At 63.6% G+C, this 25,689-nt stretch carries 25 protein-coding genes (1 of these 25 only partly in view); 14 read left to right on the top strand and 11 right to left on the bottom strand.

Translation table 11 applies throughout. The annotated features are described in order from the left end of the window. Positions 1-22 precede the first annotated feature (22 nt). The 5 genes from ACMGT0_RS27670 to dksA form a co-directional block, all read right to left on the bottom strand. On the bottom strand, positions 23-1,459 hold the full coding sequence (locus ACMGT0_RS27670) for a sigma-54-dependent transcriptional regulator (RefSeq protein WP_054058239.1): 1,437 nt from the start codon (positions 1,457-1,459) through the stop codon (positions 23-25). Positions 1,460-1,481: 22 nt separating this feature from the next. After that, the gene (locus tag ACMGT0_RS27665) at positions 1,482-4,436 is read right to left on the bottom strand and encodes a sensor histidine kinase (RefSeq protein WP_162491334.1); all 2,955 of its coding nucleotides are present in this window, start codon (positions 4,434-4,436) and stop codon (positions 1,482-1,484) included. Then, a complete protein-coding gene (locus ACMGT0_RS27660; RefSeq protein ID WP_003176118.1) occupies positions 4,420-4,596 on the bottom strand; it encodes a hypothetical protein in 177 nt (58 codons plus the stop codon). The genes ACMGT0_RS27665 and ACMGT0_RS27660 overlap by 17 nt, the downstream gene beginning before the upstream one ends. A 76-nt stretch (positions 4,597-4,672) precedes the next feature. Continuing rightward, entirely contained in the window at positions 4,673-5,572 is a 900-nt protein-coding gene (gluQRS, locus tag ACMGT0_RS27655; protein WP_054058237.1) for a tRNA glutamyl-Q(34) synthetase GluQRS, read from the bottom strand. A gap of 96 nt (positions 5,573-5,668) precedes the next feature. Then, the gene (gene dksA, locus ACMGT0_RS27650; protein WP_017904154.1) at positions 5,669-6,112 is read right to left on the bottom strand and encodes an RNA polymerase-binding protein DksA; all 444 of its coding nucleotides are present in this window, start codon (positions 6,110-6,112) and stop codon (positions 5,669-5,671) included. Positions 6,113-6,421: 309 nt separating this feature from the next. Here dksA and ACMGT0_RS27645 point away from each other — a divergent pair, with 309 nt between their 5' ends. Beyond that, entirely contained in the window at positions 6,422-7,594 is a 1,173-nt protein-coding gene (locus ACMGT0_RS27645; RefSeq protein WP_054058236.1) for a pyridoxal phosphate-dependent aminotransferase, read from the top strand. After that, entirely contained in the window at positions 7,594-8,301 is a 708-nt protein-coding gene (sfsA, locus tag ACMGT0_RS27640) for a DNA/RNA nuclease SfsA (protein ID WP_054058235.1), read from the top strand. The genes ACMGT0_RS27645 and sfsA overlap by 1 nt, the downstream gene beginning before the upstream one ends. On the opposite strand, the gene ACMGT0_RS27635 is transcribed toward sfsA, so the two are convergent. Continuing rightward, positions 8,298-8,615 (bottom strand): Rieske (2Fe-2S) protein, encoded by a 318-nt coding sequence (locus ACMGT0_RS27635; protein ID WP_054058234.1) that lies wholly within the window; start codon positions 8,613-8,615, stop codon positions 8,298-8,300. The genes sfsA and ACMGT0_RS27635 overlap by 4 nt on opposite strands. Positions 8,616-8,828: 213 nt before the next feature. Between ACMGT0_RS27635 and ACMGT0_RS27630 the strand changes: the two genes are divergently transcribed. The 4 genes from ACMGT0_RS27630 (at position 8,829) to deoC (ending at position 12,492) form a co-directional block, all read left to right on the top strand. Continuing rightward, entirely contained in the window at positions 8,829-9,704 is an 876-nt protein-coding gene (locus ACMGT0_RS27630; protein ID WP_054058233.1) for a heme/hemin ABC transporter substrate-binding protein, read from the top strand. Positions 9,705-9,754: 50 nt separating this feature from the next. Continuing rightward, positions 9,755-10,738, top strand: coding sequence for a FecCD family ABC transporter permease (locus ACMGT0_RS27625; RefSeq protein ID WP_416773566.1), 984 nt, complete (start codon positions 9,755-9,757; stop codon positions 10,736-10,738). Next, positions 10,738-11,505: a heme ABC transporter ATP-binding protein gene (locus tag ACMGT0_RS27620; RefSeq protein WP_416770600.1), complete on the top strand. Its 768-nt coding sequence runs from the start codon at positions 10,738-10,740 to the stop codon at positions 11,503-11,505. The genes ACMGT0_RS27625 and ACMGT0_RS27620 overlap by 1 nt, the downstream gene beginning before the upstream one ends. A gap of 207 nt (positions 11,506-11,712) precedes the next feature. Further along, positions 11,713-12,492, top strand: a complete 780-nt coding sequence (gene deoC / locus ACMGT0_RS27615; RefSeq protein ID WP_416770598.1) for a deoxyribose-phosphate aldolase — start codon at positions 11,713-11,715, stop codon at positions 12,490-12,492. Positions 12,493-12,702: 210 nt separating this feature from the next. Here the strand turns inward: deoC and ACMGT0_RS27610 are convergent, their stop codons facing one another. The 4 genes from ACMGT0_RS27610 to ACMGT0_RS27595 form a co-directional block, all read right to left on the bottom strand. Next, positions 12,703-13,503 (bottom strand): Crp/Fnr family transcriptional regulator, encoded by an 801-nt coding sequence (locus ACMGT0_RS27610; RefSeq protein ID WP_054058230.1) that lies wholly within the window; start codon positions 13,501-13,503, stop codon positions 12,703-12,705. Between the two features lie 15 nt (positions 13,504-13,518). After that, entirely contained in the window at positions 13,519-13,791 is a 273-nt protein-coding gene (locus tag ACMGT0_RS27605) for a TfoX/Sxy family protein (RefSeq protein WP_010444127.1), read from the bottom strand. A 233-nt stretch (positions 13,792-14,024) separates the two neighbouring features. Then, positions 14,025-14,369, bottom strand: a complete 345-nt coding sequence (locus ACMGT0_RS27600) for a pentapeptide repeat-containing protein (RefSeq protein ID WP_017904163.1) — start codon at positions 14,367-14,369, stop codon at positions 14,025-14,027. A 90-nt stretch (positions 14,370-14,459) separates the two neighbouring features. Next, positions 14,460-16,016: an AAA family ATPase gene (locus ACMGT0_RS27595; RefSeq protein ID WP_416770595.1), complete on the bottom strand. Its 1,557-nt coding sequence runs from the start codon at positions 16,014-16,016 to the stop codon at positions 14,460-14,462. Between the two features lie 115 nt (positions 16,017-16,131). On the opposite strand from ACMGT0_RS27595, the gene mrcB reads away from it, so the two are divergent. Genes mrcB through ACMGT0_RS27580 form a run of 3 tightly spaced genes read left to right on the top strand, consistent with a single transcriptional unit; the run spans position 16,132 to position 19,545 of the window. Continuing rightward, entirely contained in the window at positions 16,132-18,456 is a 2,325-nt protein-coding gene (mrcB, locus tag ACMGT0_RS27590; RefSeq protein ID WP_054058228.1) for a penicillin-binding protein 1B, read from the top strand. A gap of 16 nt (positions 18,457-18,472) precedes the next feature. Further along, positions 18,473-19,216, top strand: a complete 744-nt coding sequence (locus ACMGT0_RS27585; protein ID WP_273821037.1) for a tetratricopeptide repeat protein — start codon at positions 18,473-18,475, stop codon at positions 19,214-19,216. Further along, the gene (locus ACMGT0_RS27580) at positions 19,216-19,545 is read left to right on the top strand and encodes a YqcC family protein (protein WP_054058226.1); all 330 of its coding nucleotides are present in this window, start codon (positions 19,216-19,218) and stop codon (positions 19,543-19,545) included. Before ACMGT0_RS27585 ends, ACMGT0_RS27580 begins: the two co-directional genes overlap by 1 nt. Positions 19,546-19,671: 126 nt before the next feature. Here the strand turns inward: ACMGT0_RS27580 and ACMGT0_RS27575 are convergent, their stop codons facing one another. Beyond that, positions 19,672-20,103 (bottom strand): DUF4124 domain-containing protein, encoded by a 432-nt coding sequence (locus ACMGT0_RS27575; protein ID WP_416770592.1) that lies wholly within the window; start codon positions 20,101-20,103, stop codon positions 19,672-19,674. 402 nt (positions 20,104-20,505) lie between these two features. Between ACMGT0_RS27575 and ACMGT0_RS27570 the strand changes: the two genes are divergently transcribed. The 5 genes from ACMGT0_RS27570 to msrP all read left to right on the top strand — a co-directional run. Next, positions 20,506-22,230: an acetolactate synthase 3 large subunit gene (locus ACMGT0_RS27570; protein ID WP_054058267.1), complete on the top strand. Its 1,725-nt coding sequence runs from the start codon at positions 20,506-20,508 to the stop codon at positions 22,228-22,230. A 1-nt stretch (position 22,231) separates the two neighbouring features. Then, entirely contained in the window at positions 22,232-22,723 is a 492-nt protein-coding gene (gene ilvN / locus ACMGT0_RS27565; protein WP_010444113.1) for an acetolactate synthase small subunit, read from the top strand. A 52-nt stretch (positions 22,724-22,775) separates the two neighbouring features. Beyond that, complete coding sequence (ilvC, locus tag ACMGT0_RS27560) at positions 22,776-23,792, top strand: ketol-acid reductoisomerase (RefSeq protein WP_054058224.1); 1,017 nt, start codon at positions 22,776-22,778, stop codon at positions 23,790-23,792. A 145-nt stretch (positions 23,793-23,937) separates the two neighbouring features. After that, complete coding sequence (pssA, locus tag ACMGT0_RS27555) at positions 23,938-24,795, top strand: CDP-diacylglycerol--serine O-phosphatidyltransferase (protein WP_054058223.1); 858 nt, start codon at positions 23,938-23,940, stop codon at positions 24,793-24,795. A 63-nt stretch (positions 24,796-24,858) separates the two neighbouring features. Then, positions 24,859-25,689, top strand: partial view of a protein-methionine-sulfoxide reductase catalytic subunit MsrP gene (gene msrP / locus ACMGT0_RS27550; RefSeq protein WP_054058222.1) — the 5' portion only. Its footprint extends 183 nt past the window's final position; 831 of the gene's 1,014 nt are visible here — the first part of the coding sequence; its start codon is at positions 24,859-24,861; its stop codon lies off the right edge, out of view.

Genomic DNA, 25,689 nt, shown 5'->3' with positions numbered 1-25,689 from the left:
ACCTGTGGGGCTGGCTCCCCACTCAGCTTTCGCTGGTCGCTCCGGTTTTACGCCGTGGAATGCCCAGGCGCTGGCGGCGCTCCCACAGGCACTTGCGGCTGACCCCGAGCTTGCGCGCCAACTCGGTCTCGGTCATGTGGTCCTGGTGCTCGAGGACGAAGTGCTGGAAGTAGTCTTCCAGCGACAGGTCCTCGGTCGGCTCATGACTGGTATTGGCCGGGTTGCTCGGCGCCGGCGTGAGACCGATGAATTCCTCTTCCTCCAGGTCGCCCAGCTCGATGTCGATGCCCAGCAGGTCGGCGGAGATTTCCGGGTTCTCGCAGAGGATCACCGCGCGCTCGACCGCGTTCTCCAGTTCCCGGACGTTACCCGGCCAGGAATAGTGGCGGATGGCCTGTTCGGCGTCCGCGGCGAACTTGAGGTCGTTGCGGCCGATCCGCGCGCTCTGGCGGGCGAGGAAGGCGTTGGCGATCTCGTTGACGTCTGCACCGCGTTCGCGCAGGGCCGGCAACTTCAGTGCAATCACGTGCAGGCGGTAATACAGGTCTTCGCGGAACTGGCCGATCTTGGCCAGGCTCTTGAGGTCGCGGTGGGTCGCGGCGATCAGGCGCACATCGACCTTCTGCGACTGCACCGAGCCGACCCGGCGGATCTCGCCTTCCTGCAGTACGCGCAACAGGCGGGCCTGGGCCTCCAGTGGCAATTCGCCGATCTCGTCGAGGAACAGCGTGCCGCCGTCGGCAGCCTCCACCAGGCCGGCGCGACCGGCGCTGGCACCGGTGAATGCGCCTTTCTCGTGGCCGAACAGCTCGGACTCGATCAGGGTTTCCGGAATGGCCGCGCAGTTGACCGAGATCATCGGCGCCTTGGCCCGCTTGGACAGGTTGTGCAGGGCGCGGGCCACCAGCTCCTTGCCGGTGCCCGACTCGCCCTGGATCAGCACGTTGGAGTCGGTGGGCGCGACCTTGCGGATCTTGCCGTAGAGGTCCTGCATCGGCGGGCAGGAGCCGATGATGCCGATCTCGCCGTTGCTGTTGCCGCCCAGGGATTTCTCCGCCGCGCCGCCACTCTTGGGCGCACTGCGCTCGGCGGGGGCGGCCTGGCCGTTCTGGCGATCACGCAGGATGCGCGCGACGGCCTGCAGCATTTCGTCGTGGTCGAACGGCTTGGCGATGTAGTCCACCGCGCCCATCTTCATCGAATCGACGGCCGAGCGCAGGCTTGCGTAGCTGGTCATGATCAGTACCGGGGTGCCCTGGCCGAGCTTGATCAGTTCGGTGCCCGGTGCGCCGGGCAGGCGCAGGTCGCTGACGATCAGGTCGAACGAGGGGATGCTGAAGCGTTCCTGGGCTTCCTGTACCGAGCCGGCCTCGCTGACCTGGTACTGATTGCGCTCCAGCAGGCGGCGCAGCGCGGAGCGGATGATGGTTTCGTCTTCGACGATCAAAATGTGCGGCATTGATTCGGTTCTCTCGACGGTCTCAGTTCACAGCGGACGTCGCTTCGACATGACGGGGCAGGGTTATCCGGATACGGGTGCCACGTTGGCTTTCGGTGTCAGCCGGGCTGTCGATGGTGATTTGTCCATAATGCTCTTCAACGATGGAATAGACCAGTGCAAGGCCCAGTCCGGTACCTTCGCCAGGATCCTTGGTGGTGAAGAAGGGTTCGAACAATCGGTCCATGATGTTCTTCGGAATACCACTGCCTTCATCTTCGACGATCAGATCGACGGTATGTTCGAAGGCCTCGCTCTTGACCCGTACCGCGCTGCCGGCGGGCGACGCGTCACGGGCGTTGGACAGCAGGTTGATCAGCACTTGCGCCAGGCGCTGCGGGTCGCCCTCGACGTAATGGTCCGGGTCGCAGAGGTTGAAGAACTGTACTTCGAAATTGCGCCGGTTCAGGGCCAGCAGACCAATGGCATCCTGCGCGACCTCGGCCAGGCACACCGCTTCGTCGTTGTGCTGGTGGCTGCCGGCATGGGCGAAGCTCATCAGCGACTGGACGATGCGCGATACGCGCTTGGTCTGTTCGAGGATCTGCCCGCTGATTTCGGTGATCTCGCCATCTTCCTCGCGCTCCTCGCGCAGGTTCTGCGCCAGGCAGGCGATACCGGTGATCGGGTTGCCGATTTCATGGGCGACCCCGGCCGCCAGGCGGCCGATGCTCGCCAGGCGCTCGGAGTGCACCAGCTTGTCCTCGAGCATCTGCGTTTCGGTCAGGTCCTCGACCAGCAGCACCAGCCCGCTGTTGCCGGGGGCCAGCGGTTCGTCGATCGCCGCCTTGTGCAGGTTCAGCCAGCGGGTCTGGCCGTCGAGGGCCAGGCGCTGCTTGTGCAGGTGTTCGTCCGGCAGGTCGATAAAACCTTGTAATAATTCTCGCCACGGTTCACCCAGGGTCGGCAGACGCGAGCCGACCACCCGTTGCGCGGCGACGCCGGTCAGTTCTTCCATGGCCCTGTTCCACATGAGGATTTCCTGGTCCTTGGCCAGCGAGCAGACGCCCATCGGCAGTTCCTGCAGGGTCTGGCGGTGGTAGCGGCGCAGGGCATCGAGTTCGGCGGCGAGGCCGGTCAGGCGCGAGTGGTAATCCTCGAGGCGGCTCTCGATGAAGTGGATATCCTCGGTCACGTAGCTTTCGCCGCCGGCCTTGTAGGGCAGGAAGGTCTCGACCATGTCCTGGGCCACGCTCGGCCCCATCAGGCCGGAGAGGTTGGCCTCGATACGGTCGCGCAGGCGGCGCAGGGCGTAGGGGCGGCGTTCGTCGAAGGGCAGGTAGAGATCACGCAGGGCCTGCTCGACTTCCTTCTGCGCAGCCTTGGCCCCCAGCGGCTTGGCCAGTTGCGTGGCGAACTCCTGGGGCGAGGCGGCATGCAGTTCGCGGCGTTGCGGGCGGCGGACGTTGTCGACCGCGCAGGCCTCGGCGGCACTGGCTTCCTCGGCGCTGGCGTTGCTGAACAGGGAGACCAGGGTGAACATCAGCACGTTGGCCGCCAGCGAGGCAATGGCCGCCATATGCCAACTGGTGTCGTCCAGCACGTAGATCATGTTCAGCAATGGAATATAGAAACCCTGCAGATTGCCGATCAACGGCAACATCATGGTCACCACCCACACCAGCACCCCGGCCAGCAGGCCGGCGATGAAGCCGCGGCGATTGGCGGTCGGCCAGTACAGCACCGAGAGCACGCCGGGCAGGAACTGCAGGGTGGCGACGAAGGCGACGATGCCCAGGTTGGCCAGGTCCTGCTCGGCGCCCAGCAGCAGGTAGAAGCCGTAGCCGGCCATGATGATCGCGACGATCAGGGCACGGCGGGTCCACTTCAGCCAGCGGTAGATATTGCCTTCGGCCGGTGGCTGGTAGAGCGGCAGCACCAGGTGGTTGAGGGCCATGCCGGAGAGGGCCAGGGTGGTGACGATGATCAGCCCGGTGGCCGCCGAGAGTCCGCCGACATAGGCCAGCAGGGCCAGGGCCGGGTTGTTGGCGGCGATGCCGATGCCGAGGGTGAAGTATTCCGGGTTGGTGGTGGCGCCGAGCTTCAGGCCGGCCCAGAGAATCAGCGGCACCGCCAGGCTCATCAGCAGCAGGAACAGCGGCAGGCCCCAACTGGCGCTGACCAGCGAGCGCGGGTTGAGGTTCTCGGTGAAGGCCATGTGATACATGTGCGGCATGACGATGGCTGAGGCGAAGAACACCAGCAGCAGGGTGCGCCAGGGGCCTTCCTGCAGCGGCGTGTGCAGGGCGGCGAGGGCGGTCTGGTTCTGCAGCAGCCACAGCTCCAGTTGCTGCGGGCCGTCGAATACGCCATAGAGGGCGTAGAGGCCGACCCCGCCGATGGCCACCAGCTTGATCACCGACTCGAAGGCGATCGCGAACACCAGGCCCTGGTGTTTTTCCCGGGTGGCGATGTGCCGCGAGCCGAAGAAGATGGTGAACAGCGTGACCAGTGCGCAGAAGCTCAGGGCCACGCGGTGCTGCACCGGCTCGCGGGTGAGGATGCCGATGGAGTCGGCCACCGCCTGGATCTGCAGGGCCAGCAGCGGCAAGACGCCGACCAGCATGAACACTGTGGTCAGCGCCCCGGCCCAGGTGCTGCGAAAGCGAAAGGCAAACAGGTCGGCCAGCGAGGACAACTGGTAGGTGCGGGTAATCTTCAGGATCGGGTAGAGCAGCACCGGCGCCAGCAGGAACGCGCCGGAGACGCCGAGGTAGCTGGAGAGGAAGCCGTAGCCGTACTGGTAGGCCAGGCCCACCGTGCCATAGAACGCCCAGGCACTGGCGTAGACGCCCAGCGACAGGGTGTAGGTCAGCGGGTGGCGAATGATCGAGCGCGGGATCACGCCCCGTTCACTGATCCAGGCCACGCCGAACAGCGCCAGCAGGTACGCGGCGCTGACCAGCAACATCTGGGTCAGGCTAAAGCTCATCGGCATCTTTTTGGCTCTGCAGGATGAAGGTCACGACGATCAGGATCAGCCAGAGCAGGTAAGGCCGATACCAGGCGCCTGTCGCGTCGATCCACCAATCCATGATCGCTGGCGAGAACAGGTAGATCCCGACGACCAGGAGCAGGACCAAACGATAGATGTACATCCTGGCCTCTCTTTTTTGTGACGTGCCCGAAAACGTGCGGCGATGGTAACGGATGGGCGCCAACCTGCAAGGGGCGTCAGTGCAATTGCGCCTCGGCCAGGGTCGCGACCCTGGGAATCAGTGTGGCATCCCAATGGCCAATTCCCCAGTCGAGCACTTCCCGCGGGGTGGCCTGTTGCAGTTCGGCCGGTGGTTGCTGGCCCAGGGTGCGCAGGGCACGCAGCAGCAAGGGGGTGGCCTGGTCGCCGGTCAGCGGCGGTGAACGGTAGGACTTGCCGAGCTTGTTGCCATTGGGCTGGATGATCAGCGGCACATGCAGGTAGCGCGGTTGCGGCAACCCGAGCAGTTCCTGCAGGTAGAGCTGGCGCGGCGTCGAGTCGAGCAGGTCGGCACCGCGCACGATATCGGTGACACCCTGCCAGGCGTCGTCGAGGACCACCGCCAGTTGGTAGGCGTAGAGGCCGTCGCGGCGGCGGATCACGAAGTCGCCGGCCTCGCGGCCCAGGTGCTGGCGGAACTCGCCCTGGACCCGGTCCTGGAAGCTGTAGCCGAGTTCCGGGACCCGCAGGCGGATGGCGGCGTTCTCGCGGGCATGGCCGAGGTTGCGGCACAGGCCCGGGTAGATGCCGTGGTAGGCCTCCAGTTCCCTGCGCGAGCAGGTGCAGGCGTAGGCCAGGCCCTGGCTGAACAGGCGTTCGAGCACCTGGGCGTAGGCGTCATGGCGCTCGCTCTGGCGGATCAGTTCGCCGTCCCACTCGAAACCGTAGCGCTCCAGGGCTTCGAGAATCGCCGCCTGGGCACCGGGCTCTTCCCGCGGAGGGTCGAGGTCTTCCATGCGCAGCAGCCAGCGGCCGCCGACCGCGCGGGCGTCCAGGTAGGAGGCCAGCGCCGCGACCAGCGAGCCGAAGTGCAGGTGCCCACTGGGCGTCGGGGCGAAGCGCCCGATGTAGGCGGGAGAAGCGGTAAGGGCAGTCATGACGGGCAGGGTACTGGAGAGTCCGCGGGTGGTGCCAGTAGACGCAGAAACGAAAACGGAGCGTTCGCACGCTCCGTTCGTTCAGTCCGGCGACGTTTACTTGCCGACCTGTTTTTCCTTGATTTCTGCAAGGGTCTTGCAGTCGACGCACATGTCGGCGGTCGGACGGGCTTCCAGACGGCGGATACCGATCTCGACGCCACAGGATTCGCACCAGCCGTACTCTTCGTCCTCGATGAGCTGCAGGGTCTTGTCGATCTTCTTGATCAGTTTGCGTTCGCGGTCGCGGGCGCGCAGTTCGAGGCTGAATTCCTCTTCCTGGCTGGCTCGGTCGGCGGGATCAGGAAAGTTGGCTGCTTCATCTTTCATGTGATCAACGGTGCGGTCGACTTCCTGCATCAGGTCCTGCTTCCACTTCTGCAGGATCTTGGTGAAGTGCTTGCGCATGGGCTCACCCATGTACTCCTCGCCCTGGCTTTCAACGTAGGGTTCGAAGCCGCTGATCGACTGGATGTTTTGCTGCTTTGCTTGGGTGGGCATGTAATGGACCGCCTCTACTCTTCTAATCCATTGCGCAGGATTGAAACGTTACCGACACCTGCCGGCCCTGCGGCTGCAAGCGGGCGAACTTACCAGATCAAATCGGGGCGCGCTACTCCCGGTTGTCGAGCCTGGCGGGAAGGGATCACTGATCATTCATTTTAGTCAATCCTGGCCATGATGTCGGAATGCTTCGTTACCGGTATTCATGGACTTCGGCGATCTTTTAAAGGTTCCCGGCGGGCTGCGCTCGGGTAAGATCAGGCTTTGCCCAAAGCGATTTTGCCCACCCGAATGCAAGGAAGGCCAATGGCTCAGCTCTACAGTGCGCGCAGTCGCGCGATCGAACCGTTCCACGTGATGGCCCTGCTGGCGCGCGCCAACGAGCTGCAGGCCGCCGGGCACGACGTGATCCATCTGGAAATCGGTGAGCCGGATTTCACCACCGCCGAGCCGATCATCCGGGCCGGCCAGGCGGCCCTGGCGGCGGGCAAGACCAGCTACACCGCCGCCCGCGGCCTGCCGCAACTGCGCGAGGCGATCGCCGGGTTCTACCGGCAGCGCTACGGCCTGGACATCGATCCGCAGCGCATCCTGGTCACTCCCGGCGGCTCCGGGGCGCTGCTGCTGGCCAGCAGCCTGCTGGTCGACCCGGGCAAGCACTGGCTGCTGGCCGATCCGGGTTACCCGTGCAATCGCCACTTCCTGCGCCTGGTGGAAGGTGCCGCCCAGTTGGTGCCGGTGGGGCCGGATGTCCGCTACCAGCTGACCGCCGAACTGGTGGACCGGCACTGGAACCCTGACAGCGTCGGCGCCCTGGTCGCTTCCCCGGCGAACCCGACCGGAACCCTGCTGAGCCGTGACGAGTTGGCGGGGCTGTCGAAAGCGGTCACGGCCCATGGCGGTCACCTGGTGGTCGACGAGATCTACCATGGGCTGACCTATGGCTGCGACGCCGCCAGCGTGCTGGAAGTCGACGACGGTGCCTTTGTCCTGAATAGCTTTTCCAAATATTTCGGCATGACCGGTTGGCGCCTGGGTTGGCTGGTGGCGCCGCCGCAAGCCGTGGCCGAGTTGGAGAAACTGGCCCAGAACCTCTACATCAGCGCTCCGAGCATGGCCCAGCATGCTGCCCTGGCGTGTTTCGAACCGCAGACCCTGAGCATTCTCGAGGAGCGTCGGGCCGAGTTCGCCCGTCGCCGGGACTTCCTCCTGCCGGCGTTGCGCGAGTTGGGTTTCGGCATCGCGGTGGAGCCTGAAGGGGCGTTCTACCTCTACGCGGATGTCAGCGCGTTCGGCGGTGATGCCTTCGCGTTCTGCAAACATTTCCTGGAGACCGAGCACGTGGCGTTCACCCCGGGCCTGGATTTCGGTCATCACCTGGCCAGCCGGCATGTGCGGTTCGCCTACACCCAGAGCCTGCCGCGCCTGCAGGAAGCGGTGGAGCGGATTGCCCGTGGCCTGCGGAGCTGGCAAGGCTGATGCGTTTTTCTCCTGCACTCGAAGAGGGGCGGCTGATCAGGCGCTACAAGCGCTTCCTGGCGGACATCGAGACCGTCAGCGGTGAATTGCTGACCATCCACTGCCCGAACACCGGCTCAATGCTCAATTGCATGGTCGAAGGTGGGCTGGTCTGGTTCAGCCGCTCCAACGATCCGAGGCGCAAGCTGCCCGGCACCTGGGAAATCGGCGAGACGCCCCAGGGCCGGCTGGCGTGCATCAACACCGCGCGGGCCAATCCGTTGATCGAGGAGGCCCTGCGTGCCGGGCTGATCAGCGAGCTTGCCGGCTTCACCGGGTTGAAGCGCGAGGTCGCCTACGGCCAGGAAAACAGCCGGATCGATTTTCGCCTGGACTATCCGGCGGGGCCGGCGTTCGTCGAGGTGAAAAGCGTCACCCTCGGGTTTGACGACAGCGCGGTGGCGGCGTTTCCGGATGCGGTGACCCAGCGCGGGGCCAAGCACCTGCGTGAATTGGCCACCCTGGCGCGCGAGGGCGTGCGGGCGGTGCAACTGTACTGCGTGAACCTGACGGGGATCGAGGCGGTGCGTCCGGCCCGGGAAATCGACCCGGCCTACGCCCAGGCACTGCGGGAGGCGGTGGCGGCGGGCGTCGAGGTGCTTGCCTATGGGGTCAGCCTCAGTGCTGAGGAAATCCGCGTGGATCGGCGCCTGCCGGTGCTGTTCTAGGCGCGGACCCAGACGCCCTCGGCGTCTTCCCGGCAGTCCAGCGCCGTCAGCGATTGCCCGGTGCAGGGCCCGGCCACGCATTCGCCGCTTTCGATCAGGAACAGGGCGCCGTGGGTGGCGCACTGGATCAGGCTGGCGCTGGCATCCAGAAACTGGTCGGGCTGCCACTCCAGGGCAATGCCGCGATGCGGGCAGCGATTGCGATAGACATACACCCGACCGTCACGACGCACGGCCAGCAATGCGCTGCCGTCCAGCTCGAAGCCGCGGCTGCTATTGTTGGCGAGGGTGTCTGAAGCGCAGAGAAATTTCATCCCGATCCTTTCATCGATCTTTTGCAAGCCGGTCTTGCCTTCATGGGAGAAGGATAAGGCAATCGGTGGTATGGGGAGAAACCTGTGACAAGAGATGTTCCGGGTTGACGGTCAAATGCAAATAATTATCAAATAGATGTTTGCCTGAGGGGCGTCTGCTGCCTTTCTTCCTTTGGGCCTGTCGCTCGATCACCTTTCCAAGGATGTCTGTCCATGCGCCTGAGTTCACGTCTGATTGCACTGGGAGCCGCGCTATCGCTCAGCCATGCGGCGCTGGCGGATGAGGTGCCGCAACGCTGGGTCAGCGCCGGCGGCGCGTTGTCGGAGTGGGTCAGTGCGCTGGGCGGGCAGGCGCGGCTGGTTGGCGTCGACACCACCAGCCAGCACCCCGAAACCCTCAAGGCGTTGCCGAGCATCGGTTATCAGCGGCAGTTGTCGGCCGAAGGCATCCTGAGCCTGCGCCCGCAGATTCTGATCGGCACCGAGGAGATGGGGCCGCCACCCGTGCTGGCGCAGGTCCGCGGAGCCGGGGTACAGGTGGAACTGTTCTCTGCCGAGCCGGACTTGCCGACCCTGCAAGGCAATCTGCAACACCTGGGCCGGTTGCTGGGCGATGAGGATCGGGCCGCAGAGCTGTTTCAGGGCTTCCGACAACAGCTCGACCGGCAGCAGGCCCGGCTCAGGGAGGTCCAGGCCCGGCAGCCGGCGCCAGGAGTGTTGCTGCTGATCGGCAACGCCGGTGGCAAGCCGCTGGTCGCCGGCAAGGGCACCGCCGCCGAGTGGCTGTTGACCCAGGCGGGTGGGCATAACCTGGCGAGCCACACTGGCTACAAGCCGTTTTCGGTCGAAGCCCTGGCCGGATTGAATCCCGAGGTGCTGGTATTCGCCGATCGCAGCCTGACCGGTGAGGCTGCCCGCCAGGCGCTGCTGAAGGAAAACCCGATTCTGGCCTCGACCCGGGCGGCCAGGTCCGGCCGGCTCTTTGAGCTCGACCCGACCCTGCTGGTGGGTGGTCTCGGTCCGCGGTTGCCCGAGTCGCTGAAAAAACTGACCACTGAGCTCTACGCAAAGGCCCCGGCCACGCCATGACCGCGCCGGTCAAACCCCGCGCCCTGTTCATCGGCCTGGGCCTGCTGTGTCTGCTGGCAACCTGGTTGTCGCTGGCATTGGGGCCGGTCAGTCTGCCGCTGGCCGATATCCTGCGTGCGGCATTGCGCCTGCTGGGCCTGCCGTTGCCGGCCGAGGGGCTGGAGCAGGCGGAACTGATCCTCGGGCAGATCCGCCTGCCGCGGACCTTGCTGGGGCTGGCGGTGGGTGGGGTGCTGGCGCTGTCCGGTGTCGCCATGCAGGGCTTGTTCCGCAACCCGTTGGCTGACCCGGGGCTGGTGGGCGTTTCCAGCGGTGCGGCGCTCGGTGCGGCGATTGCGATTGTCGGCGGGGCGGCATTCGGTGGAGTGCCGGAGGTGATGGGGCCCTATCTGTTGTCGCTCTGCGCTTTCCTCGGCGGGCTCGCGGTGACGGCGCTGGTCTATCGGCTGGGACGGCGCAACGGCCAGACCAGCGTGGCGATCATGTTGCTGGCGGGGATTGCCCTGACCGCCCTGGCCAGCTCGGCGGTCGGGCTCTTTACCTACCTGGCCGACGATGCGACCTTGCGTACCCTGACCTTCTGGAACCTGGGCAGCCTCAATGGCGCCAGCTACGCACGCTTGTGGCCGCTGCTGCTGGTCACCGCAGGCGTGGCGCTGTGGTTGCCGCGTCGGGCCAGGGCGCTGAATGCGCTGCTGCTCGGCGAGTCGGAGGCCGGCCACTTGGGCATCGATGTCGAAGGGCTCAAGCGCGAATTGGTACTGTGCACGGCCCTGGGCGTTGGGGCGGCGGTGGCGGCTGCCGGCATGATCGGCTTCATCGGCCTGGTGGTGCCGCACCTGGTCCGGCTGCTGGCGGGCCCGGATCACCGGGTGCTGTTGCCGGCATCGATGCTGGCGGGAGGCTGCCTGCTGTTGTTCGCCGATCTGGTGGCACGTCTGGCGCTGGCGCCGGCGGAACTGCCGATCGGCATCGTCACGGCATTCCTGGGCGCGCCATTCTTTCTGTATCTGCTGTTGCGGGGGCGGGCCTGATGCTGCGCGCGCAGAAGCTGACGGTCTGTCGCGGCGTGAAGACCGTGCTGGCCGACATCGATCTTGAGCTCAAGCCCGGTGAGCTGCTGGGCGTGCTCGGCCCGAACGGCGCCGGCAAGAGCACCTTGCTCGGCGCCTTCTGCGGCGAACTGGCACCAAGCCAGGGGCGTGTCTGGCTCGGTGGGCAGCCCCTGGCCCACTGGCAGGGCACGCAGCGGGCACAGCGTCTGGCGGTGCTGCCGCAGACCTCGACCCTCGATTTCGCCTTTCGCGTCGAAGAGGTGGTCGGCATGGGGCGCCTGCCACACCAGACCGGGCAGGTACGCGATCGGGAAATCGTCAGCGAGGCCCTGCAAGCCGCCGACGCCACTCACCTGGCCGGGCGCAGCTACCTGGCGTTGTCCGGCGGCGAACGTCAGCGGGTGCACCTGGCCCGTGTGCTGGCGCAACTCTGGCCGGGGCACAGCGGCCAGACGCTGCTGCTTGACGAGCCCACCTCGATGCTCGATCCACTGCACCAGCACACCACCCTGCAGGCGATTCGCGAGTTCGCCGACCGCGGTGCCGCAGTGCTGATCATCCTGCACGATCTCAACCTGGCGGCACGCTACTGCGATCGCCTGCTATTGCTGGAACAGGGCTGCCCCCGCGCCTTGGCAAGCCCGGCAGAGGTGCTGCAGGCCGACATGCTCAAGACGGTGTTCGGCCTGGAGGTGCTGGTGTTGCCTCATCCCGAGCGCGGGCACCCATTGATCGTCGCCCGTTGAGCGGCGCGCATCGCCGCGTCATGTAGGTCGCTTCGCAAATGCTGTCGACATGAGTCGACAGGCTTATTTTTGTGGGACCGACACCTGGGTGGGCAAAGATTTTTCCTGTTCTTGTGTAGTCAGGGTCCTTGTCTTTGGCTCTCCATGATTTCCGCCGAATGAGTCCTTTATTGTGTCCGGGAGGTGTGATCGGATGTGGGAGCAAACATGAAGCAGATTAATCAGACGGATCGGCAGTTGGCGCACCAGGCCCTGGGTCTGCTCGACCTGACCTCGTTGAGCAATGACGACGATGCCGAGCGAATCGTTTCGCTGTGTCAGCGGGCCATGACGCCGTTCGGGCCGGTGGCCGCGGTGTGTGTCTTTCCACGCTTCGTCGCCCTGGCGCGCAAGACGCTCGATGGCCTGGGCGCGCCGGGAATTCGGGTGGCCACGGTGGTCAATTTCCCCTATGGCGGGCCGAACGTGGCCTCGGCCGTCTCGGAGACGGAAGCGGTGCTCAGAGCCGGCGCGAACGAGGTGGACCTGGTCTATCCCTATCGTTCGCTGCTGATGGGCGACACGCAGACGGGGCTGACCATGGTGTCGGCCTGCCGTGACCTGTGCACTGGCCGGGCCAGGCTCAAGGTGATCCTGGAAACCGGTGAGTTGCGCGACCCGCAGATGATTCGTCAGGCCAGCCAGGATGCGATTGCCGCCGGTGCCGATTTTCTCAAGACCAGTACCGGCAAGGTGCTGGTCAACGCGACCGAACAGGCGGTGCGGATCATGCTCGAGGCGATTGCCGAGCGTGGTGGGCTGGTGGGCCTGAAAGCGGCGGGCGGTATTCGCACGCTGGCCGATGCCCGTACCTACATCGAACTGGCCAGGAGCCGCTTCGGCGCGGGCTGGGTCGACGCCGATCATCTGCGTCTGGGGGCTTCGGGGCTGCTGGACGAACTGCTGGCGCACCTGGAGTGGTCGACGCAGCCTTCGGGCAGCGACTGAGCAGGGGCTTGTTCCGGGCAAAAAAAGACCCGGCAAAAAGCCGGGTCAATAACCGTGATTAGCCTGATGAGGAGATAATCTGAAGAGTCCGAACCAAGGGCCTTTCAGAAAATCCAACCGATCTCGCGATCAGTTGTGATAATCATAACGATTCTCATTTCTAAGTCAACAGCTTTTTTTCGACCGCCCGTCGCCGTGCCCTGGGCGGGCTCAACCGGACAGCCTGGCCGTGTTCAGGCGGGTGACTTCCCGGTTCAGCAGGTCGATGCGGCGCGCCATGCTCTGGATCAGGCTGTGGGCGATGCGCGGGTTGCTCTGGGTCAGGCTGAGGAACTGGTCCTTGGGAATCAGCATGACCGAGCAGGCCTGGCTGGCGATCACCGTGGCGCTGCGTTTCTCGCCGGTGAACACCGCCATGGCGCCGAAAATCTCATCCTTGGGCACATCGCCGACCTTGTGGCCGTCGACAAAGGCCTCGGCGTGCCCCTCGATAATAATGAAGACGTGATCGGCATCATCGCCCTGGCGGATCAGCACCTCGCCGGCCGCTACCTGCTGGAAGCCGTTGCTGCTGCGAAATTCCGGCTGCTTGAGGCGGGTGACGGCATCCGACAGCAGGGCGGTGTGCCCCACCAGGTAGCGCAGCAGCATTTCGCTGCGGGTTTCGTCGGCATGGATATGCTGGAACACCTCGCGTCGCCGGTAGGGCAGCAGGCGCAGCGGACCATCGCTGCTCAGCAGGCAGCGTGGCCAGTCGATGCCCTGGCGCAAGCCCACCAGGTCGCCTTCATGCAGGTAGAACAGGGGGCGTTCGTCGACCCTGGCATGCACCAGGCCGCTTTCGATCAGGTAGAGCCGGTCGTCGGCCAACTGCGCGGAGAGGTCGGCAGTCTCCTCCAGTTCGACGGCCTCGTCACAGGGAGACAAGCCCTCCAGTAGCCGAGCGGGAATGCTCTGCAGCCGATTGATCAATTCATCGGCGTACGCCGGTTGCTCCCCGAGTAGATACATGACAAACCTGCACAATCAATTTTTATGGCGTGACGATATCGCTTCCAGTTGTTTATTCAAGGCCTCTTTGCGTTCCAGCGGGATGTCGTTCCAGTGAATGTCCATCAAGGCGCCCTCGATGGCGTACAACAGCACTTTCGATGCTCTGAATCCCCGGGTTCTGACTGCGCGATAGGCGTCCACTGCCCCTAGCCGCCGCAAGTCCGATGCGCTGTGGATGCCCACCGCGTGCAGCCATTGCGCCGACGTCTTGCCCAGGTTTTTCAGATGTTGCAGTTCATCGTTCATCAAGCCTCCTTGCGATGGCCGAACGCTGCGTTGACGAGAGTAGGCAAGCCTGAAAAGAGTGTAGCGGTCAGTAGGAAAAGCGTGGTTCGTTGGTCGGTTTGGGCGCAAAAGCTTCTAAGAGCCAGTGCGAAACCGCCCTGGTCCGGCGGGGCCGGGAAGGGATAAGCGATACCTGCCGCTGTCCGGGGCATCGACTGGCGCCGGACTCGACGAGTGTGATGTTGCCGGACGGATTATTCCGGTTCGTAGCGCATCCGCGTGCCGAACTGGACCGACATCAGGATTTCCGCAGCCTTCAGTTGGGGAGGGAAGTAGGCGCCGGAGATCTGTGCGTGGGCCACGCTGGCACCTTCGAGCCGGGAGTTCTGGAAGTCCACCCCGCGCAGGTCGGCAGAACGGAAGTAGGCGTTGGTGAAGTCGATCCCGTCGGCATTCAGTTCGCGCAGGTCGAGACCGCGGAAATCACCACCGCGCATGTCGATCGGGCCGTCCTTGGGACGGGCCTTGTTGAAGCCGGCAATATCGTCTTTGTGCAGCAGGGCATACAAGGCAGAGTCGAGAAGCTTGGGCTGGCTCATGGGGCGTCTCCCGTTGGATTTATGACGCCAGTATAATGCCACTATGTTTCAGCCGTGAAGCGAATGCGGCTTCACGGCTGAATATAGTTTCTACAGATTAGGCAAACGCAGGCGAATTTGCGCGATCAGGGTGTCGAGACTACCACTTTCATTGGTCTGGACACGCTTGGTGTGGAGAATTTCATCGGCACCCAGTGCTTCGCGGGAAGCCTGTTGCGCGGCGATGACTTCCAGGGTCGCATCGGATGGGTCGACGGCGTCGGCCTGGCGTTGTGCCAGCCAGCTTTCGATGACGGCCTGGGGGGCGTCGCAATCGATGATCAGGCACGGCGCCCCGGTGGCCTCGGCCACCTTGGCGGCGGCGTCGCGCTGGTTGCGCTTGAGGTAGGTGGCGTCGATCACCACCGGGAAGCCGGCACGCAGGATGATGTCGGCGATCTCGTGCAGGCGCTGGTAGGTCTGCGCGCTGGCGTCCTGGCTGTAAATGCCGGCGCCGACGTCCTGGCTGCCCTGCTGGAGGCCGAACAGGCGCTTGCGTTCGACGTCCGAGCGCAGGCGTACCGCGCCCAACGCCTCGACCAGGCGCATGGCGACGTGGCTCTTGCCGACTGCCGAGACGCCGTGGGTGATCGCCAGGAAGCGCGATGGAATGGTGCTGTAGCTTTCCGCCAGGTTGGCGTAGTTGCGGTACTGGCGCAGGGTGGTCGCGCGCTGCACGGCGGTGGCTTCGGGCGACAGGCTGAACAGCGCGACCTTGGCCCGCACCAGGGCCCGATAGGCCTTGTAGAAGTTCAGCACTTCCAGGCCCTGGTAATCGCCGGTCAGTTCCAGGTACTGGCTGATGAAGCGTCGGGCCAGACTCTTGAGGCCGCGGTCTTCCAGGTCCATGGCCAGGAACGCGGTGTCGGCATAGACGTCGGTGAAGCGGAACGGCTCGTTGAACTCGATGCAGTCGAAGATCACCACCTTGCCGTCGATCACGGTGGCGTTGCCCAGGTGGATATCGCCGTGGCACTCGCGGATGAAGCCTTCGGCCTTGCGCTGGGTGAACAGCGGCTTGAGGCGCTCGAAGCTGGATTCGGCCCAGGCTTGCAGCGCATCGAGCTGCTGCAGGTCGGCCTTGTCCTGGAGGAAGGGGCGAATCTGCTCGAAGTTCTGGCGGACAGGGTCCATGACCGCTTCCGGCGTGCCCTGGTAGTGCTCCTGGGGAACGTGCGGGGCGTTCAGGTGGAACTGCGCGATCTGCTGGGCCATCTCGTCGATATGCCGGGTGGTCAGCTCACCGTTGGCCTGCAGGGTGCTGAGCAACTGGCTCTGGGGGAACTGACGCATTTTCAGCACGTATTCGATAGCCGGGCCGTCGCCGCCCAGTTGTGGCGCCTCGGCGCTGCCGGTGATCGGCAGGACTTCCAGGTACAGGTCGTCGGTCAGGCGCTGGTTCAGGCGCAGTTCTTCATTGCAGAAGTGGCCGCGGGCGGACAGTTCGGTGAAGTCGAGGAAGCCGAAGTTCATCGGCTTCTTGATCTTGTAGGCGTAGGACCCGGTGAGCAGCACCCAGGAAATATGGGTTTCGATGAGCTGGAACCCTTCTACCGGATGCGGGTAGAGGGCCGGGTTTTGCAGGGCGGCGATCAGGGACTGGCTCACGAGCGATCCTTCAGAGGTCAGAAATTCAAGGGCGTCATTATGGCCGCTAAGGTGGGGAGTGCAAACCGCCGGGTGTACATGTTGATCATGAATAAAGTGCGTATAATCCGCGCCCATGACTCGTACCCGATCCCCTCGTTCCAAACCCAAACCTCCGTCCGGTGGCCTTCGTCCCTGGCTCGGCTGGGCGCTCAAGCTCAGCCTGGTCGGTCTCGTGGTGCTGGCCGGCTTTGCCGTCTACCTCGATGCCGTGGTGCAGGAGAAGTTCTCCGGCAAGCGCTGGACCATTCCGGCCAAGGTCTATGCCCGGCCGCTGGAGTTGTTCGTCGGCCAGAAGCTGAGCAAGGAAGACTTCCTGACCGAGCTCGATGCCCTGGGCTACCGCCGTGAGTCGGTGGTCAATGGCCCCGGCGCGGCGTCCGTCAATGGCAACACGGTCGACCTCAACACCCGTGGCTTCCAGTTCTACGAAGGAATGGAGGCTGCCCAGCCTGTACGGGTGCGCTTCTCCGGCGACTATGTGGCGGAGCTGGCCGGGCTCAACGGCGCGAAACTCTCGGTGGTGCGCCTGGAGCCGCTGCTGATCGGCGGCCTGTACCCGAAAAACCTCGAAGACCGGATTCTGATCAAGCTCGACCAGGTGCCGCCCTACCTGCTCGATACCCTGGTCACCGTGGAAGACCGCGATTTCTATCACCACTTCGGGGTTTCGCCGAAGTCGATCGCCCGGGCGGTCTGGGTCAACACTTCCTCCGGGCAGATGCGCCAGGGCGGCAGTACCCTGACCCAGCAGTTGGTGAAGAACTTCTTCCTGACCAACGAACGCAGCCTGAGCCGCAAGCTCACCGAGGCCATGATGTCCCTGCTGCTGGAGATGCACTACAGCAAGCAGGAAATTCTCGAGGCCTACCTCAACGAGGTCTTCATCGGCCAGGACGGCCAGCGCGCGGTGCACGGTTTCGGCCTGGCCAGCCAGTTCTTCTTCAGCCAGCCGCTGGCCGAGCTGAAACTGCACCAGGTGGCATTGCTGGTGGGGATGGTCAAGGGCCCTTCCTATTACAACCCGCGGCGTTATCCGGACCGGGCACTGGAGCGGCGTAACCTGGTGCTCGACCTGCTGGCCCAGCAGGGCGTGGTGACCACCGAGCAGGCCGAGGCGGCGAAGAAGATGCCGCTGGGTGTGACCAAGCGCGGCAGCCTGGCCGACAGCTCGTTCCCCGGCTTCCTTGACCTGGTCAAGCGCCAGTTGCGCGAAGACTACCGTGACGAAGACTTGACCGAGGAAGGGCTGCGGATCTTCACCAGCTTCGACCCGATCCTGCAGATGAAGGCCGAGGCGTCGGTCAATGACACCTTCAAGCGCCTGGGGGCCCGCAAGGGCGCCGAGGATGTGGAAGCGGCCATGGTGGTGACCAACCCGGAAACCGGTGAGGTCCAGGCCATGATCGGCAGCCGCCAGCCCGGTTTCGCCGGTTTCAACCGTGCCCTGGATGCCGTGCGCAACATCGGCTCGCTGATCAAGCCGGCGGTCTACCTGACGGCGCTGGAGAAACCGAGCCAGTACACCCTGACCAGTTGGCTGTCGGACGAGGCGTTCTCGGTGAAAGGCGCGGACGGGCAGGTCTGGAAACCGCAGAACTTCGATCGCCGCTCCCATGGCACGATTTTCCTGTACCAGGGGCTGGCGCACTCCTACAACCTGTCGACGGCGCGCCTCGGCCTGGAAGTCGGGGTGCCGAACGTGCTCAAGACGGTTGCCCGACTCGGCATTACCCGCGAATTCCCGGCCTATCCGTCGATTCTGCTGGGGGCCGGCGGCATGACGCCTATGGAAGTGGCGACCATGTACCAGACCCTCGCCAACGGCGGTTTCAATACGCCGATGCGCGGTATCCGCAGCGTCCTGACGGCTGAGGGCGAACCGCTCAAGCGTTATCCGTTCCAGGTCCAGCAGCGTTTCGACCCGGGCTCGATCTACCTGATCCAGGCGGCGATGCAGCGGGTGATGCGCGAGGGGACCGGGGCCAGTGCCTATAACGTCCTGCCCCGGACCCTGACCCTGGCGGGCAAGTCCGGTACCAGTAACGACTCCCGGGACAGCTGGTTCGCCGGGTTCAGCCAGGACCTGCTGGCCGTGGTCTGGCTGGGGCGCGACGACAACGGCAAGACGCCGTTCACCGGTGCCACCGGCGCGCTGCAGGTGTGGACCAGTTTCATGAAGAAATCCGATCCGCTGCCGCTGGACATGCCGCAACCGGATAACATTGTTCAGGCCTGGATCGATCCACATACCGGGCAGGGCTCCGATGCCAATTGCCCCGGTGCGGTACAGATGCCGTATATTCGCGGCAGCGAGCCGGCACCCGGTGCGGCTTGCGGTGGCTCGGCGCCCGCGCCGGCCAGCGAAGTGATGGATTGGGTCAAGGGCTGGTTGAATTAAGCGAAGAGGGTTTGCAGTGAACAAATGGTGGTTTCCAGCTTTTACAGCTCTGGCTTTGCTTGGCGGTTGCTCGAGCGTGCCCCATGGTTCGATCCCGGTCGTCGACTCCGGGACAGCCGTCTCCAACAATGACCGGATTTCGGCCAACGGCGGCTTCCGCCAGACCACCATCCGCCGTGCCGCGCCGAACCAGGCCCAGGCCGTTCCGCAGGATTCCGGCGTGGTGGTGATGGTTCCCGGGGGTGGGGCGACGACGTCCGCGCCGATCAGCAGTGAGCCGTGGACGCCCGGTCCTTCCACCACCGGTCCGATCACGCCGGGCCCGGTGGACAGCACGCCGATCCAGACGTCGTCGATCAACCAGGGCGGCTACGGCCTGTCGCAACCGACCGGCATTCCATCCGGCAACAGCGGTGGCCTGTCGGCGGACGAACAACTGGATGGTCCGGTGCTGGCACTGCTGACCACGGCCCAACAGCAGCAGTCCGGCGGCGACCTGAACGGTGCGTCGTCGAGCCTGGAGCGCGCCCAGCGTGTGGCGCCGCGTGAGCCGCAAGTGCTGTATCGCCTGGCCCAGGTGCGCATGGCCCAGGGCGATGCGCCGCAGGCCGAGCAACTGGCACGGCGTGGCCTGGGGTTTGCCAACGGTCGTCCGGACCTGCAGGCCAGCCTCTGGGAACTGATCGCCCAGGCCCGGGAAAAGCAGGGTGACGCCGCCGGTGCCGCCCAGGCTCGCCAGAAGGCCAGGGTCAATCTCTGATGGATAGCCGCTTTCCGTTGATCGCCGACCAGTTGCTGCTGATCGAGCGTGAGCTGCGTGCCCAGGGGTGGTGGGACGAGGAGGCGCCGAGCGAGGAGGCGTTGTCCAGTGTCGAGCCGTTCAGTGTCGATACGCTGGAGTTCGAGCAGTGGCTGCAATGGATCTTCCTGCCGAGGATGAAGATCATCCTCGAAGAGGATCTGCCGCTGCCCAGCGCTTCGGGCATCCTGGCCATGGCCGAGATGGTCTACGGCCAGCGTCCGGGAGAGGGCGTGGAGTTGCAGGCATTGCTGGCGCAGTTCGATCGATTGATCGGCGAGTCCAGCTAGTTCGACCAGCGAGCACCTTCACGGATGAGTCCGGCTACCACAGGTGCTCGCGCCATGCATGAATCCTGCGAACGGCGCTGACACTGCGGGAGCAGGATCTATCCGCGAAGAGGGCGCCACGAACCTTCAGGAGCAGTGATCCTCGATCACCTTGCGCGTCTCGATCAGGCGTGTCTGCCGTTCCTCATCGGTCAGCCGATGCAATTCCCCGTTCACTTCCTCCCGAACCCGCGGGTCGTTCAGTAGTTGCGCCAGGTTGGTCCTGGCCTTTTCGCAGAACACCTTGCGCGCCGCTTCCTGCTCGGCCACCTGCTTCCTGACCTTGGCATCCACGGCATTCTGGTCGCCCACCGGCCTGCTGGCCGGGACGTCGCCTCTGGTCGGCGAGGTCGGGTTGGGGCTGATCGCCGGGGTCACCACGGTCGCGGACTGCCCGGGAGGAGGGGTTGCGTCGAAATGGGTCACGCCCTGGGCGTCCACCCATTTGTAGATCGGAGCGGCCAGGCACAGCGGGCTCAGGGCAAACAGCAGGCTGGCCGTGAGAATGCTCGTACGCATCGGGTTTCCTTGTCAGGCAGTTCAATCAGCAAGCTAGCATATACCTTGTGTCAGGGTTTTCTGCTGCATTCTCATGCACTTGGTTCGAAGAAAGCGCATAGATGACTTGACTTGAGCGAGGCGAATCAGAACAATCCAAAGTCCGCTGTAGAGGGACTGCCAGAAGCAGACCCACTCGGCAGATCATGAGGCGCACATCCGCGCCGACCTGTTACACCCGCAACGCGTTACCTCGCGCTGGGTGGGAAACCCCCGCAACACTTGGGGCACTCCCAATACTTGCTCAGTCAGTGCTGACGTAGTCGGCGACCACCGTCGCTCATGCTCTGTCGAGAAGTAAACCTATTAAGACCCGTCTCCAGTGTCTGTGGACGGTATTCTGGCGTTTTAGAGGTGAACAACGTGGAGCTTTTATCTGGCGGTGAGATGCTCGTCCGCTTCTTGCGTGACGAAGGCGTCAAATATATCTACGGGTACCCGGGTGGTGCTCTTCTTCATGTCTACGATGCCCTGTTCAAGGAACCGGAAGTAACCCACATCCTGGTTCGTCACGAGCAGGCCGCTACCCATATGGCTGACGGCTACGCCCGTGCCACCGGCAAGGCCGGCGTGGTACTGGTGACTTCCGGTCCTGGCGCGACCAACGCCATCACCGGTATCGCCACGGCCTACATGGACTCCATTCCGATGGTGATCATCTCCGGTCAGGTGCCGAGCACCCTGGTCGGTACCGACGCGTTCCAGGAAACCGACATGATCGGTATCTCCCGGCCGATCGTGAAGCACAGTTTCATGGTCAAGCACGCCTCGGAAATCCCGGAGGTCATGAAGAAGGCGTTCTACCTGGCGCAATCCGGCCGTCCTGGTCCTGTCGTTGTCGATGTCCCGAAAGACATGACCAACCCGGCCGAGAAGTTCGAATACGTTTTTCCGAAGAAAGCCAAGCTGCGTTCCTACAGCCCGGCGGTCCGTGGTCATTCCGGCCAGATCCGCAAGGCTGCCGAAATGCTCCTGGCCGCCAAGCGTCCGGTGCTCTACTCCGGCGGTGGCGTGATCCTCGGCGGCGGTTCCGCACCGCTGACCGAACTGGCAAAGATGCTCAATCTGCCGGTGACCAACACGCTGATGGGCCTGGGTGGCTACCCTGGCACCGACCGTCAGTTCGTCGGCATGCTCGGCATGCACGGCAGCTACACCGCCAACCTGACCATGCACCACGCCGACGTGATCCTGGCCGTCGGTGCGCGTTTCGATGACCGTGTCATCAACGGCGCGCCGAAGTTCTGCCCGAACGCCAAGATCATCCACGTCGATATCGACCCGGCATCGATCTCCAAGACCATCAAGGCAGACGTGCCTATCGTGGGTCCTGTGGAGAGCGTGCTGACCGAAATGGTTGCAGCCCTCAAGGAAATCGGCGAGACCCCGAACAAGGAGTCGGTTGCCAGCTGGTGGAAGCAGATCGACGAGTGGCGCGGTGATCGCGGCCTGTTCCCTTACGACAAGGGCGACGGCAGTATCATCAAGCCACAGACCGTGATCGAGACCCTGTGCGAAGTGACCAAGGGCGATGCCTTCGTCACCTCCGACGTGGGCCAGCACCAGATGTTCGCGGCGCAGTACTACAAGTTCAACAAGCCCAACCGCTGGATCAACTCCGGTGGCCTGGGCACCATGGGCTTCGGCTTCCCGGCGGCCATGGGCGTCAAGTTGAACTTCCCGGATTCTGACGTCGCCTGTGTCACCGGCGAGGGCAGTATCCAGATGAACATCCAGGAACTGTCCACCTGCATGCAGTACGGCCTGCCGGTGAAGATCGTCAACCTGAACAACGGTGTGCTCGGCATGGTCCGCCAGTGGCAGGACATGAGCTACGGCAGCCGCCACTCGCACTCGTACATGGAATCGCTGCCTGACTTCGTCAAGCTGGTCGAGGCCTACGGTCACGTCGGTATCCGTATCACGGATCTGAAAGACCTGAAGCCGAAGATGGAAGAAGCGTTCGCCATGAAGGATCGCCTGGTGTTCCTCGACATCCAGGTCGATACCAGCGAGCACGTCTACCCGATGCAGATCAAAGACGGCTCCATGCGCGATATGTGGCTGAGCAAGACGGAGCGTACCTAACATGCGGCACATCATTTCCCTGCTTCTGGAAAACGAACCGGGTGCTCTGTCCCGTGTAGTCGGCCTGTTCTCGCAGCGCAACTACAACATCGAAAGCCTGACCGTGGCACCGACCGAAGACCCGACCCTGTCGCGTCTGACGCTGACCACCGTCGGGCATGACGAGATCATCGAGCAGATCACCAAGAACCTGAACAAGCTGGTCGAAGTGGTCAAACTGGTCGATCTGTCGGAAAGTGCTCATATCGAGCGCGAGCTGATGCTGGTCAAGGTCAAGGCCACCGGCGCCCAGCGCGCCGAGATCAAGCGCACCACCGATATCTATCGTGGGCAGATCGTCGATGTCAGCGCCAGCGTCTATACCGTGCAACTGACCGGTACGAGCGACAAGCTGGACAGCTTCATCCAGGCGATCGGGACGGCCTCGATTCTGGAAACCGTACGCAGTGGCGTCACCGGGATTGCCCGTGGCGACAAAGTACTGAGCATCTGATTTCAATCAATTTAGCGAATGGCCTGATGGCCTGGATATATAGGGGTATTTCATGAAAGTTTTCTACGATAAAGACTGCGACCTGTCGATCATCCAGGGCAAGAAAGTCGCCATCATCGGTTACGGTTCCCAGGGCCACGCGCAAGCCTGCAACCTGAAAGACTCCGGCGTCGACGTGACCGTCGGCCTGCGTAAAGGCTCGGCCACCGTTGCCAAGGCCGAGGCCCATGGCCTGAAAGTGGCTGACGTTGCCACCGCCGTTGCCGCGGCCGACCTGGTCATGATCCTGACCCCGGACGAGTTCCAGGGCCAGCTGTACAAGAACGAGATCGAGCCGAACATCAAGAAGGGCGCTACCCTGGCCTTCTCCCACGGCTTCTCGATCCACTACAACCAGGTCGTTCCACGTGCCGACCTGGACGTGATCATGATCGCGCCGAAGGCTCCAGGCCACACCGTACGTTCCGAGTTCGTCAAGGGCGGCGGTATCCCTGACCTGATCGCTATCTACCAGGACGCCTCGGGCAACGCCAAGAACGTCGCGCTGTCCTACGCTGCTGGCGTCGGTGGCGGCCGTACCGGCATCATCGAAACCACCTTCAAGGACGAGACCGAAACCGACCTGTTCGGTGAGCAGGCCGTTCTGTGCGGCGGTACCGTTGAGCTGGTCAAGGCCGGTTTCGAAACCCTGGTTGAAGCAGGCTACGCGCCGGAAATGGCTTACTTCGAGTGCCTGCACGAACTGAAGCTGATCGTTGACCTCATGTACGAAGGCGGTATCGCCAACATGAACTACTCGATCTCCAACAACGCCGAGTACGGCGAGTACGTGACCGGTCCGGAAGTCATCAACGCCGAATCCCGTCAGGCCATGCGCAACGCTCTGAAGCGCATCCAGGACGGCGAATACGCGAAGATGTTCATTGCCGAAGGTGCCACCGGCTACCCATCGATGACCGCCAAGCGTCGTAACAACGCCGCTCACGGCATCGAGATCATCGGCGAGCAACTGCGTTCGATGATGCCTTGGATCAGCGCCAACAAGATCGTCGACAAGACCAAGAACTAAGTTCGAGTCTGTCTGGAAAAACGCGGCCTAGGCCGCGTTTTTTCGTTTAGGGGGCGGCTTCTGGTATAAAGCTGCATCGTTTTGCCGCCGAACGCCGGTTGCGAACCCCTGTCGAATCACTTTTCACCGTTGCAAGGTACTGTCCATGAGCGAACGTCCCGAAGAGCCGAACCAGGCTCCTGACGCCGAAAGCCTGCTGCCGATCGATGAACATGTCGAAGAAGGGCATGACGCCGAAGGCCGTAAGGTCCGGCATCGTGGTATCTATCTGCTGCCTAACCTCTTTACCACCGCGAACCTGTTCGCCGGTTTCTACGCCATCATCAGTGCGATGAGTGCGCAAAGCGCCGCCAGTGCCGGCGATCCGGCCGGAGCGAGCAAGTATTTCGCGTTTTCCGCCATCGCGATCTTCGTTGCCATGGTGCTCGATGGCCTGGACGGGCGTGTGGCCCGGATGACCAATACCCAGAGCGCCTTCGGTGCCGAATATGACTCGCTGTCCGACATGGTCGCCTTTGGCGTCGCCCCGGCCCTGCTGGCCTTCGGCTGGGCGCTGGGGGACATGGGCAAGGTCGGCTGGATGGTAGCCTTCATTTATGTGGCGGGCGCGGCGTTGCGTCTGGCGCGCTTCAACACCCAGGTCGGCACGGCCGACAAGCGTTACTTCATCGGCCTGGCCAGCCCGGCGGCAGCCGGTGTGGTGGCCGGCACGGTCTGGGCGTTCAGCGACTACGGTATCCAGGGGTCGAAGATGTCGTTCCTGGTGGCGTTGCTGGTGGCGGCGGCTGGAATGCTGATGGTCAGCAACATCAAGTACAACAGTTTCAAGGAGCTGGATCTCAAGGGCCGCGTACCGTTCGTGGCGATCCTGGCCGTGGTGCTGGTGTTTGCCGTGGTCTTCAGCGACCCGCCACGCATCCTGTTGCTGATTTTCCTCGCCTATGCGGCGTCGGGGCCGATCCAGTACCTGCTGCATTTACGTCGGAACAACAACGGCAAGTGATGTAATTTCCTCCAGACTCCGTAGTCTATTGATGCATCTGTCATCCAATACTGCGGAGTCGCCATGCTGATCAAGCTTTCCAGAACCTCCGACTCCAGGGAGTCGGAGGTCACGCCTGAAGCACTCTATCTTTCCCGTCGCAGCCTGTTGGGTGGCTCCGTGGCTGCCTTGGCGCTCGCTGGCATGCCGGGTTGGGCCGGCGCCGAACAGATGGCGCCCTATGCCGATGTCGAGGCAGGCCATGCGCCGTCCTGGTTTGCCGGCAAGCTGCCGGATACCCGCTGGGGTGCGGTAACGGTCAAGGACGAAGCTATCACGCCGTACAAGGACGCGACGCACTACAACAACTTCTACGAGTTCGGCACCGACAAGGGCGACCCCGCGCAGAATGCCGGTTCGCTGAAGACCGAGCCGTGGTCGGTGGTGATCGATGGCGAGGTTGGCAAGCCTGGCCGCTATGCCCTCGAAGACTTCATGAAGCCCTATCAGTTGGAGGAGCGGATCTATCGGCTGCGCTGTGTCGAGGCCTGGTCGATGGTAATCCCGTGGATCGGTTTCCCGATCTCGGCCTTGCTCAGGCAGGTCGAGCCGACTTCGAAGGCCAGATACATCCGTTTTGAGACTCTGCAGGATCCGAAGAGCATGCCGGGGCAGCGCTCCGGGTTTGCCCTGATCGACTGGCCCTATGTGGAGGGGCTGCGCCTGGATGAGGCGATGAATCCGCTGGCGATCCTCGCGGTGGGCATGTATGGACGGGAACTGCCGAATCAGAACGGTGCGCCGTTGCGTCTGGTGGTGCCATGGAAATATGGCTTCAAGAGCGTCAAGTCCATCGTGCGCATCAGTCTGGTGGAGGAACAGCCGAAGACCACCTGGCAGAGTATCGCGGCGAAT

The sequence above is a fragment of the Pseudomonas sp. RHF3.3-3 genome (assembly GCF_048069595.1).
In the GTDB taxonomy this organism is placed as follows: Bacteria; Pseudomonadota; Gammaproteobacteria; order Pseudomonadales; family Pseudomonadaceae; genus Aquipseudomonas; species Aquipseudomonas fuscovaginae_B.
This window is presented reverse-complemented; position numbering and strand designations above follow the sequence as displayed.